Genomic DNA, 10,788 nt, shown 5'->3' with positions numbered 1-10,788 from the left:
CCTAACCATTTGCGCCCCAGGCAAATGTTTAGCCAATCCCGATGCAAAGGTTGCCATTCACTACTTTAATTCTCCACAACCGACATGTGAGTATCGAATGCATGATTCCCGCCCTGCCCAGCCCACCATCGTCCAAACGCCCTTCGCCGTCGAAGCCCCAGACGCTGTGCGGCGAGAATCCGCTGGTGCATGTCATCCTCGCCTTCTGGGCATTGTGGCACTGCCGTCACGCCCGCCCGCCCGACACCTCGCTCATGCCTGCATGACCTCACCCGGCCTGCGTAGGGCCGTTTGACCCAGCCAGGCCGCCTGCACAGGCAGAGGCCTGAGCGTTCGCGAGCGAATGATTATGCACTTTGCACCTGTGGATCAGGCCAGCCAGTTCCTGGCCGCCAACCCCGATATCGATCTGTTCGAACTGTTCATCCTCGACGCCAACGGCGTGCCACGCGGCAAGCTGCTGCACCGTGATGAACTGCTGGCCGTATACCAGACCGGTCGGCCATTACCCAGCACCATTCTCGGCCTTACCGTAAACGGCGACGACGTGGAAGATTCGGGCCTGGTCTGGGATGTCGGCGACATCGATTGCCGCGCCTACCCACTCGATGGCAGCCTGGTTCGCCTGCCCTGGCGCCGGGTGCCGACCGCAGCGCTGCAAGTGAGCATGCACCCGCGCCAAGGCCTGCCTGCCAGCGTGGCCGACCCTCGTCATGTACTGTTGCGCACCGTCGACGCCCTGAAGGCCGATGGTTATCACCCCGTGATGGCCTGCGAACTGGAGTTCTACCTGCTCGACCAGCAGCGCGATGCCCACGGCCATCCACAGCCGGCGCTCGACCGGGACGGCGGACGCCCTCGCAGCACTCAGGTGTATGGGCTGCGGGAGCTGGAGCAGATCGAGCCGTTCCTGGCAGACCTGTACGCAGCCTGCAAGGCGCAAGGCATACCCGCGCGCACGGCCATTTCGGAATACGCCCCAGGCCAGGTGGAAATCACCCTCGAACACGGTGATGCGCTGCAGGCGATGGATCAGGCGGTACGCTACAAGCGCTTGGTCAAAGGCGTCGCCCACGCCCACGGCATGCAGGCCTGCTTCATGGCCAAGCCGTTCGGCCACCTGGCCGGCACTGGCATGCACATGCACCTGAGCCTGGCCGACAGCGCCGGCCGTAACCTGTTCGCCAGCAAAGACCCGGCCGGCACACCGCTGCTGCGCCAGGCAGTGGCCGGCATGTTGCAGCACCTGCACGAGTCGCTGCTGCTGTTTTGCCCCAACGCCAACTCCTTCCGCCGCTTCCAGGCCAACAGCTACGCGCCCCTGTCGCCCACCTGGGGCGTGGACAACCGCACAGTCAGCCTGCGGGTGCCGGGCGGACCGGCCAACAGCCGGCATGTAGAGCACCGTATCTGCGGGGCCGACGCCAACCCGTATCTGGCTGCCGCCGCCATTTTGGCCGCCAGTCACACCGGCATACGTGATCAGCTCGACCCAGGCGCGCCGATTCAGGGCAACGGTTATGCCCAGGCGACCGAACACCTGCCAACTGACTGGCTCACCGCGCTGCAGGCCCTGGAGCAGTCCACTTGGGCCCGCGATGCATTGGGCGATGCGTTTCTTGGCGTGTACCTGAAGGTCAAGCGCGCCGAGTACCGTCAATTCATGGCCGAAGTCAGCGAACAGGACTGGCGCTGGTACCTGCACCAGGCCTGAGCCCCATACAGAACAAGGATTACCCATGAACGCAGCAGTCAACAAAGACCCGGCGCAACGTGCACCGTCCTACTACACCGCCACCCTCAACGACCCCACCACCTACCCCCAGCTCAAGGGCACCGTACAGGTGGACGTGGCAATCATCGGCGCGGGCTTCACCGGCTTGGCAACGGCTGTGGAGCTGGCCGAACGCGGCCTGAAGGTCGCGGTGGTCGAGGCCAACCGGGTGGGCTGGGGCGCCAGCGGGCGCAATGGCGGGCAAGTGACCGGCAGCCTGTCGGGGGACGAGGCCATGCGTGCACAGATGCGCAAGCGGCTGGGCAGCGACGTGGACGATTTCATCTGGCACCTGCGCTGGCGGGGCCACCAGATCATCGAGCAACGGGTGGCCCGCTATGGCATCGACTGCGACCTCAAGCACGGTCACCTGCACGCGGCCATGAAGCCCTCGCACCTGGACGAGCTACGGGCTTTCGAGGCCCAGGCACAGCGCTATGGCATGGGGGATCAGGTCGAACTGCTCGACCGCCAGGCGATGGCCGAGCACCTGCAAAGCCCCCTGTATCTGGGCGCCCTCAAGAACCGTCGCAACCTGCACCTGCACCCGCTGAACCTGTGCCTGGGCGAAGCCCGCGCCGCCCACGGCCTGGGCGCGCTGATCTTCGAGCAGACCGAAGTGCTGGAAATCATCCACGGCGCCCGCCCTGCCGTGGTGACGGCCCATGGGCGTGTAGACGCGCGCCAAGTCATGCTGGCGGGCGATGTCTACCACAAGCTGGAAAAGCGCCAGCTCAAGGGCAAGATATTCCCGGCCATGGGCGGCATCGTCACCACGGCGCCACTGGGCGAGCTGGCAGCGCAGATCAACCCGCATGACCTGGCCGTCTACGATTGCCGGTTCGTGCTGGACTACTACCGCCTGACGGCCGACAAGCGCCTGCTGTTCGGCGGCGGCGCCAACTACTCAGGGCGTGACTCGCGGGATATCGAAGCTGAACTGCGCCCCTGCATCGAGCGCACCTTCCCAGCCTTGAAGGGCGTGCCCATCGCGTTCCAGTGGAGCTGCGCCATGGGCATCGTGGTCAACCGGATTCCCCAAGTGGGCAAGCTTTCGGACCATGTCTGGTACTGCCAAGGGTATTCCGGGCACGGCATCGCCACCAGTCACATCATGGGCGAAATCATGGCGCAAGCCCTGACGGGCACGCTGGAGAAATTCGACACCTTCGCCCAGTGCAAGCATGTGCGTGTGCCGATGGGGGACGTGTTGGGCAACCCGCTCTTGGCGGCGGGCATGTGGTACTACCAGATGCTGGAAAAACTGCGCTGAAGCCCAGGCCCGTCAATCGCCCTGCGCGGCCTCATCAAAAGGGCTGCAAGGCGATTGCGGGCGGTGCACGCCAGGTCAGGCGCTTTTCTTGAGGTTGAGCTTCTTGAGCTCTTCGTCACGCAGTTCGCGGCGCAGGATCTTGCCGACATTGGTGGTCGGCAAGGTGTCGCGAAACTCGACCTGACGCGGCACCTTGTACCCGGTGAGGTTGGCACGCATGTGCTCCATCACCTGCTCCTTGGTCACGGTCATACCGGGTTTGACCACGACGAAGACCTTGATGAGCTCGCCGGATTTCTCATCCGGAATGCCGATGGCCGCACACTGCGACACGCCGGGCACCGCCGCCAGCACGTCTTCGAGTTCATTGGGATAGACGTTGAAGCCGGACACCAGAATCATGTCCTTCTTGCGGTCGACGATACGCATGTAGCCGTCGGGCTGGATCAGGGCGATGTCGCCGGTCTTGAGCCAGCCGTCGCTGTCGAGAATCTCGGCGGTGGCCTCCTCGCGCTGCCAGTAGCCTTTCATCACCTGAGGGCCCTTGACGCAGAGTTCGCCCACTTCGCCCAAGGGCAGCTCGTTGCCGGCGTCGTCGACGATCTTGCACAGCGTGGACGGCACCGGAATGCCAATGGTGCCCACCTGGTTGGCCTGCGCCGGGTTCACGGCGGCCACCGGGCTGGTTTCGGTCATGCCGTATCCTTCGCAGATGGCGCAACCGGTCACCGTACGCCAACGCTCGGCAACGCTCAGTTGCAGCGCCATGCCGCCGGACAGGGTGATCTTCAAGGCCGAGAAGTCCAGGGCGCGGAACGCATCGCTGTTGCACAGCGCCACGAACAGCGTATTGAGGCCCACGAAGCCCGTGAACTTCCACTTGCCCAGCTCCTTGACCATGGCGGACAGGTCGCGGGGGTTGCTGATCAGCACGTTGTGGTTGCCGATCAGCATCATGGCCATGCAATGGAAGGTGAAGGCGTAGATGTGGTATAGCGGCAGCGGGGTGATGAGGATCTCGCACCCTTCCTGCAGGTTCGAGCCCATCAGCGCCCGGCACTGCAGCATGTTGGCCACCAGGTTGCGGTGAGTCAGCATGGCGCCTTTGGCCACACCGGTGGTACCGCCGGTGTATTGCAACACGGCCACGTCATCGGCCTGCGGGTTGGCCTCGGTCACCGGCTGGCCCTTGCCCAGGGCCAGGGCATCGTTGAAGCGCACGGCGCTGGGCAGGTGATAGGCCGGCACCATCTTCTTGACGTACTTGATCACGCTGTTGATCAGCAGCCGCTTGAGCGGGGGCAGCAGGTCTGCCACCTCGGTGACGATGATGTGCTTGACCTGGGTCTTGGGCACCACCTTCTCGGCCAGGTGCGCCATGTTCGCCAGACACACCAACGCCTTGGCGCCGGAGTCCTTGAACTGGTGCTCCATTTCCCGGGCGGTGTACAGCGGGTTGGTGTTCACGACGATCAAGCCGGCGCGCATGGCACCGAACACCGCCACTGGGTACTGCAGCACATTAGGCAACTGCACCGCGATACGGTCACCGGGCTTTAGGTCGGTATGCTGCTGCAACCAGGCGGCAAAGGCACCGGACAGGGTATACAACTCACCGTAAGTGAGGGTCTTGCCCAGGTTGCTGAAGGCCGGTTTGTCGGCGAAGCGCTGGCAGGATTGCTTGAGTACCGCCTGGATGTTGGGGAATTCGTCGGGATCGATCTGCGCCGCGATACCGGCCGGATACTTGTCCTTCCAAAAATGGTCGATCATGCAAGCCCACTCCTTCAGCAACAGCGAAGTTCGTTTCACGCGTCGAGGCGTTTATTATTGATATGAGATGACGGCCTGATGCAAACCAGATCATCTGAAAGCGGGCCGAGAGTAGCAGCTTTGCCGAGGGTCTACTAGAGCCCAAAGCGGGCTTGACAGTCACAAAAGTGACTCAAAGAATTCTTCGGGTCACGTTTAGAGTATTTGACTTAATTTACCCTGGGCGTCCAGCAGGATGTGCCGTGCCAGAGGCCCTGGCGCACGGCACCACGTTCTCACCGCAGGCTACCGATCTAGCTGGCGTCGCGCAGTTCGCGCCGCAGGATCTTGCCCACGGGCGTCATCGGCAGCGCCTCGCGCAGCACGATGTGCTTGGGCACCTTGTAGCCGGTGAGGTTGGCCTTGCAGTAGGCCTTGAGCTCCTCGACATCCACACCACCCTCGCGCGGCACCACGAACAGCTTCACCGCTTCGCCGGAACGTTCGTCCGGCACGCCGATGGCGGCACAGTTGGCCACCTTGGGATGGCCCATCACCACCTCTTCGACTTCGTTGGGGTATACGTTGAAGCCAGACACGATGATCATGTCCTTCTTGCGGTCGACGATGCGGGTAAAGCCGTCCGGGTCGATCACGGCAATGTCACCGGTCTTGAACCAGCCTTCGGCGTCCAGTGCCTCGGCCGTGGCCTCGGGTTGCTGCCAGTAGCCCTTCATGACCTGCGGGCCTTTGATGCACAGCTCGCCGGGTTCCCCCAACGCCAGCTCGTTACCGTCGGCGTCGATCACCTTGAAGGCCGTGCCCACCACCGGGATGCCCACCGTGCCCAGCCGCGCCAGCGTGCCATAGGGGTTGGTGCTGGCCACGGGGGACGTTTCGGTCAGGCCGTACCCTTCGACGATGCGGCAGCCTGTCAGCTGTTCCCAGCGCTCTGCCGTGGCCTTGACCAGGGCGGTGCCGCCGGAATTGGTGACCTTGAGTGCGGAGAAATCGAGCTGGCGGAAGCCGGGGTGGTCCATCAGCGCGACGAACAGGGTGTTGAGGCCCAGCAACGCAGAAAACCGCCACTTGCCCAGCTCCTTGATGAAGCCAGGTATGTCCCGCGGGTTGGTGATCAATACGTTGTGGTTGCCGGTGACCATCATGCACATGCAGTTCGCAGTGAAAGCATAGATGTGGTAGAGCGGTAACGGCGCGATCATCACCTCTTCGCCATCCTTGAGCAGCTTCTGCCCGTCCGGCCCATGTTGGGAGAAGCACGCCAGCACCTGCAGCATGTTCGCCACCAGGTTGCCGTGGGTGAGCATTGCGCCCTTGGCCAGCCCCGTCGTGCCGCCGGTGTACTGCAGCACGGCGATGTCACCCAGGCCCAAGGGCACAGGCTGGGGCACGCCACCGCGGCCCTGGCGCAGCACCTGCTTGAACGACACAGCCTGGGGCAGCGCATAGGCCGGCACCATCTTCTTGACCTTGTCGACCACGGTGTTGACCAGCCAGCCCTTGAGCGTGGGCAGCATGTCGCCCATCTTCGCTTCGATCAGGTACTCAATACCGGTATCGGGCAGGACCGTCTGCACACGCTTGCCGAACAGGTTCATGTACACCAGCGCCCGGGTACCACTGTCCTTGAACTGGTGCCGCATTTCGCGCTCGGTGTACAGCGGATTGGTGTTGACCACGATCAGCCCTGCGCGCATGGCGCCGAACACCGCGATGGGGTACTGGAGCACGTTGGGCATCTGCACCGCGATGCGGTCGCCCGGCTTGAGGTCGGTATGTTGCTGCAGCCAGCTGGCGAAGGCAGCCGACAGGCGATCGAGGTCGGCGTAGGTCAAGGTCACGCCCAGGTTGCTGAAGGCCGGGCGATCGGCAAAGCGCTTGCAGGAGCGTTCGAACACCTCGACCACAGACGCGTAGGCTTGCATGTCCAAGGTGGACGGCACGCCCGCCGGGCGCTTGTCATTCCAGAAGTCGGCTTGCATTTATTGTTGTTCCTCTGCCGGGACCTGCACTGCGTCCTGATTAGTCCGAGTGCCTGCGCGCAGGCGATGCACAGGCGTTGATTCGACGTTAGCAGGTAAGCCAGGCACGGCCCAGCCGTCAGCGCCTGCCATTAACATTGTGAATCTTATTTGTGCCCTTCCTGCAATTTGCTCGACTGTGGGTACACTGACGTGGGCGCAGAATGTGATCCGGGCGACCCCGGCAAGCGTCTCACCCGTCTGGCCGACGCCCTGCGTGCGACCGGCATCCGACCTGTACTGCTTAAGGAAGCCCTGATGTCCCAGCTCAGCAACACGCCCTACGAAACCCTTGAAGTCGGCCAGAAAGCCGAATACACGAAGTTGGTCGAGGAGCGCGACATCCAGCTGTTCGCCGCCATGTCCGGCGATCACAACCCGGTGCACCTGGATGCCGAGTTCGCGGCCAAGAGCATGTTCCGCGAGCGCATTGCCCATGGCATGTTCAGCGGCGCGTTGATCAGTGCGGCGGTGGCCTGCACGTTACCAGGCCCTGGTACCATCTACCTGGGCCAGCAGATGAGCTTCCAGAAGCCGGTCAAGATCGGCGACACCCTGACGGTGCGCCTGGAAATCCTGGAAAAACTGCCCAAGTTCAAAGTGCGTATCGCCACCAACGTGTACAACCAGCACAACGAACTGGTCGTCGAGGGTGAAGCCGAGATCCTGGCACCGCGCAAGCAGCAAACCGTCGAACTGGTTTCCCCGCCGAACTTCGTGGCCAGCTGAGCACCGTCGTGCAGTCATGGCCGCCAGTGCACTGCACCCGGCTTTCAGCCCCGGAACGGCGGCTGCTCGACCACTTCTATCGCCAACAGGGCTCGCGCATGCGCGCCCCTGCGCAGGGCACGTTTTGGGTGGCCAGGTCGCCGGGCATCATTGCTGGGTTGTCCCTCAGCGAGGTGGACGGTGGTCAGTGGTTGACGGGGCTGTTGGTGGCGCCTGATCGGCGCTCGGAAGGCGTGGGTGAGCAATTGGTCGCAGCGGCCCTGGAGAACGCCTGCGCCAGCACATGGTTGTTTTGCCATCCATCGCTCGCCCTCTATTACGGACGCCAGGGGTTCGCGCCGGCTGGAGCGCTACCCCGGTCGCTGCATGACAAGTTCCAGCGCTATCAACGCAGCAAGGCCTTGATAGCGCTGGAGCGCACCGCCCAACCGGGGCAGGTCAGCGCGGGGTAGGTTCAACGCCCGCCGCTTCATCAGCACCGGGGCGTTCCTTGCCCAATACCTTGGGCTTCTCGTCGTCGCGGGTGCCATCGAAGTCTTTTTCGCCTGGGTCCTTGCCCTCGGCCGACATGTGCTCGATCACCGCGTTCATCTCTGCGCCCAGCAACAGCACAGCAGCCGAGATGTAGAAGTACAGCAGCAGTACGATGATCGCCCCGATGCTGCCGTACATGGCGTTGTAGTCTGCGAACGTCTTCACGTAGTAGGCAAAGCCCAGCGACGCGATGATCCACACCACGACCGCCAGCACCGAGCCCGGGGTGATGAAGCGAAATTTCTGCTCCACATCGGGCATGACGTAGTAGATCACCGCGACCGCGACCATCAGCAGAATCACGATCACCGGCCAGCGAAGAATGGTCCACAGGGTGACGATGAACTCTTCCATGCCAATCTGCGCCGCGATCCACTCCATGACCTGCGGGCCCAGCACCATCAGCGCAGCGGCCGCCAGCAGCATGCCTGCCAACCCGATGGTGTACAGCACCGACAGCGGGATGCGTTTCCAGACCGGGCGCCCTTCTGGTACATCATAGGCCGCGTTCATGGCGCTCATCATCAGGCGCACGCCGGCCGAGGCCGTCCACAGGGCAATGACGATACCCACCGACAGCAAGCCACCCTTGGACTGCTGCAATTGGTCGATGACAGGGTTGACCTGCTCAAGGGCCTGGGGCGGCAAGACCAGTTCTGACTGCAAGCGCAGCCAGGAAAAGAAGTCTGGCAGGTGCAGGAAACCGATCAGGGCAATGAGAAACAACAGGAAGGGGAATAACGAGAAAAGGGCCTGGTAGGCCAATGCCGAAGCATAAGTAGACATCTCGTCATCGAGGAATTCGTTGACGGTGCGCACCAATACGCGGTGCAAGGGTAAGCCCTGCAAGGCGGAAAAAATCATAGCGTCTCCTTTCGCCGCTTGATCGATCTGACGTTCAGTCTAATAGACCCTGCGCTTGGGGTGCTGCTCCCGGTAGTCATGCAACGGCTTTGAATATTTCTGCCGGTTACCGTCCCCTGCTTCGAAGCGCAGAGGACGGCTCGGCAGGCGTGAATCATTACTTGGTCAGGTCGTCGACCTTGTTTTTCACGTCGCCTTTGACCTGCTGGCCTTCGCCCTTGATTTCCTGGGCCTTGCCTTCGCCTTTGAGTTTTTCGTTGTCAGTGAGGTTGCCAACACCTTGCTTGATGTTGCCCATTGCCTCGTTGGCCATACCTTTAATTTTGTCTCCAGTACCGCTCATGGCAAAACTCCTGTGATGTAGCACGCGTATCGTGCCGACAGAAGGTTGACCCAGCCGCTTGCACAGGAGTTTCAAGAAATTTGCGTCAACAAGCCAAACAGTTGAAAGGCGTAGGCGTAAATGCGGGGATCAGGGCCTGAAACCTTGCCCGCCAAGGTGCCACCCCTCACAATGCGGCCTTTGAAGGCTTCGACCCGCAGGAACCTGCATGAAACTCGACAAACCCGCTGCCATCGCCCGACGCAACAGCGCACTGGCGCGCCCGGTGCTGACCAGTGCCAATACGCTGTTCGCCATTCTCGACCCCAAGCGCAACCTGTGGTGGTTCGAGGTCCCGGTGGCCTTGCTTCGCAAAGGCCAGCCCGACTGGGTCAACCTGCTGCTGCATACCCCGCTGACCGATGAACTTCAGCACCTGAAGGTGCCGATCAACTTCCTGCGGGCCCACCAAGAGCAGATGGAAGTGCGCAACCCTGGCAAGCGTCGCTCCACCATCAGCCTGGCCCTGAGCGCTGACCGCGACTCGTTGCTGCGCGACACGCGCCCCGGTGGCGATCAGCTGGACTTCAACACCTTCGTGCAGGGCTGATCAGGCTTTCTCGATCCGGTCGTCATGGATGACGATGCGGCCCTGCTTGAACAGCCCGCCAATGGCCTTCTTGAAATTGCCCTTGCTGACATTGAACAGCTTGCTGATCAAGGCAGGGTCGCTCTTGTCCGAAACAGGCAACACCCCACCCTCGGCGTCAAGGCGCGCCATGATCTGCTCCTGCAAGCTGTCGGACAGCGCAGCGCCCACCGGCTGCAAGCTGAGCGAAACCTTGCCGTCGGCCCGCACTTCCTTGATGTAACCCTGCTCGTGCATGCCTGAGCGCAGGAACTTGAACACCTCGTTCTTGTGAATCAAGCCCCAGTGACGGTTGTTGATGATGGCCTTGAACCCCATCGGCGTTTCGCCGGCCACCAGCAGCTCAACCGGCTGGCCAGGTTTGTAGTCTGCAGGCGTGGTGTCGAGGTAACGGTCCAGGCGCGAGGTGGCGGTGATGCGGCGGGTGCGCTTGTCCAGGTACACGTGCACCACGCAGTAGTCACCGATCTTCAGCGGCCGTGCTTCTTCGGAATAGGGCATCAGCAGGTCCTTGGACAGGCCCCAATCCAGGAAGATACCCGCACCGTTGATGTCCTTGACCTTGAGGCTGGCGAACTCGCCCACCTGCACCTTGGGCTTCTCGGTGGTGGCGATCAGCTGGTCTTCGCTATCGAGGTAGACGAACACGTTCAGCCAGTCATCGACTTCGGTCTCGGCACCCTTGGGAATGTAACGGGACGGCAGCAGGATTTCCCCGTCGGCACCGCCGTCCAGGTACAGGCCAAAGTCCACGTGCTTAACAATTTGCAAACTGTTGTAACGCCCAAGCAGAGCCATTTTCGAACATCCTCAAGTCAAGGCGGCTATTTTCCGGATAGACCCGCCCTG

10 protein-coding genes are annotated in these 10,788 nt (G+C 62.3%); 5 read left to right on the top strand and 5 right to left on the bottom strand.

All coding sequences use genetic code 11. The features are described 5' to 3' along the window. The first annotated feature begins 349 nt into the window (after positions 1–349). Positions 350–1,714, top strand: coding sequence for a glutamine synthetase family protein (locus FH041_RS01235; RefSeq protein WP_059183721.1), 1,365 nt, complete (start codon positions 350–352; stop codon positions 1,712–1,714). A 25-nt stretch (positions 1,715–1,739) separates the two neighbouring features. Beyond that, positions 1,740–3,047, top strand: coding sequence for an FAD-binding oxidoreductase (locus FH041_RS01230; RefSeq protein ID WP_027915843.1), 1,308 nt, complete (start codon positions 1,740–1,742; stop codon positions 3,045–3,047). 75 nt (positions 3,048–3,122) lie between these two features. Here the strand turns inward: FH041_RS01230 and fadD1 are convergent, their stop codons facing one another. Both fadD1 and fadD2 read right to left on the bottom strand, forming a co-directional pair. Next, a complete protein-coding gene (gene fadD1 / locus FH041_RS01225) occupies positions 3,123–4,820 on the bottom strand; it encodes a long-chain-fatty-acid--CoA ligase FadD1 (protein WP_027915842.1) in 1,698 nt (565 codons plus the stop codon). 293 nt (positions 4,821–5,113) lie between these two features. Beyond that, positions 5,114–6,802 carry a long-chain-fatty-acid--CoA ligase FadD2 gene (fadD2, locus tag FH041_RS01220; RefSeq protein WP_027915841.1) on the bottom strand — a complete coding sequence of 563 codons (1,689 nt, stop codon included), beginning with the start codon at positions 6,800–6,802 and terminating at the stop codon, positions 5,114–5,116. Between the two features lie 297 nt (positions 6,803–7,099). Between fadD2 and FH041_RS01215 the strand changes: the two genes are divergently transcribed. Together FH041_RS01215 and FH041_RS01210 are read left to right on the top strand one after the other, a co-directional pair. Next, positions 7,100–7,570 carry a MaoC family dehydratase gene (locus FH041_RS01215; RefSeq protein ID WP_088523802.1) on the top strand — a complete coding sequence of 157 codons (471 nt, stop codon included), beginning with the start codon at positions 7,100–7,102 and terminating at the stop codon, positions 7,568–7,570. A 62-nt stretch (positions 7,571–7,632) separates the two neighbouring features. Then, a complete protein-coding gene (locus FH041_RS01210) occupies positions 7,633–8,022 on the top strand; it encodes a GNAT family N-acetyltransferase (RefSeq protein ID WP_081728229.1) in 390 nt (129 codons plus the stop codon). Here FH041_RS01210 and FH041_RS01205 read toward each other — a convergent pair. Beyond that, positions 8,009–8,968: a YihY/virulence factor BrkB family protein gene (locus tag FH041_RS01205; protein WP_027915838.1), complete on the bottom strand. Its 960-nt coding sequence runs from the start codon at positions 8,966–8,968 to the stop codon at positions 8,009–8,011. The genes FH041_RS01210 and FH041_RS01205 overlap by 14 nt on opposite strands. 157 nt (positions 8,969–9,125) lie before the next feature. Further along, entirely contained in the window at positions 9,126–9,311 is a 186-nt protein-coding gene (locus FH041_RS01200) for a CsbD family protein (RefSeq protein WP_049695592.1), read from the bottom strand. A gap of 208 nt (positions 9,312–9,519) precedes the next feature. Here FH041_RS01200 and FH041_RS01195 point away from each other — a divergent pair, with 208 nt between their 5' ends. Continuing rightward, complete coding sequence (locus tag FH041_RS01195) at positions 9,520–9,900, top strand: hypothetical protein (protein ID WP_023534906.1); 381 nt, start codon at positions 9,520–9,522, stop codon at positions 9,898–9,900. On the opposite strand, the gene FH041_RS01190 is transcribed toward FH041_RS01195, so the two are convergent. Continuing rightward, on the bottom strand, positions 9,901–10,737 hold the full coding sequence (locus FH041_RS01190) for a S1 RNA-binding domain-containing protein (RefSeq protein WP_027915836.1): 837 nt from the start codon (positions 10,735–10,737) through the stop codon (positions 9,901–9,903). It lies immediately after the preceding gene. Positions 10,738–10,788 lie beyond the last annotated feature (51 nt).

The sequence above is a fragment of the Pseudomonas sp. SWI7 genome, from assembly GCF_006351945.1.
GTDB lineage: Bacteria > Pseudomonadota > Gammaproteobacteria > Pseudomonadales > Pseudomonadaceae > Aquipseudomonas > Aquipseudomonas fulva.
The sequence above is the reverse complement of the archived record's forward strand: the minus strand, read 5'-3'. Positions and strand labels throughout refer to the sequence as shown.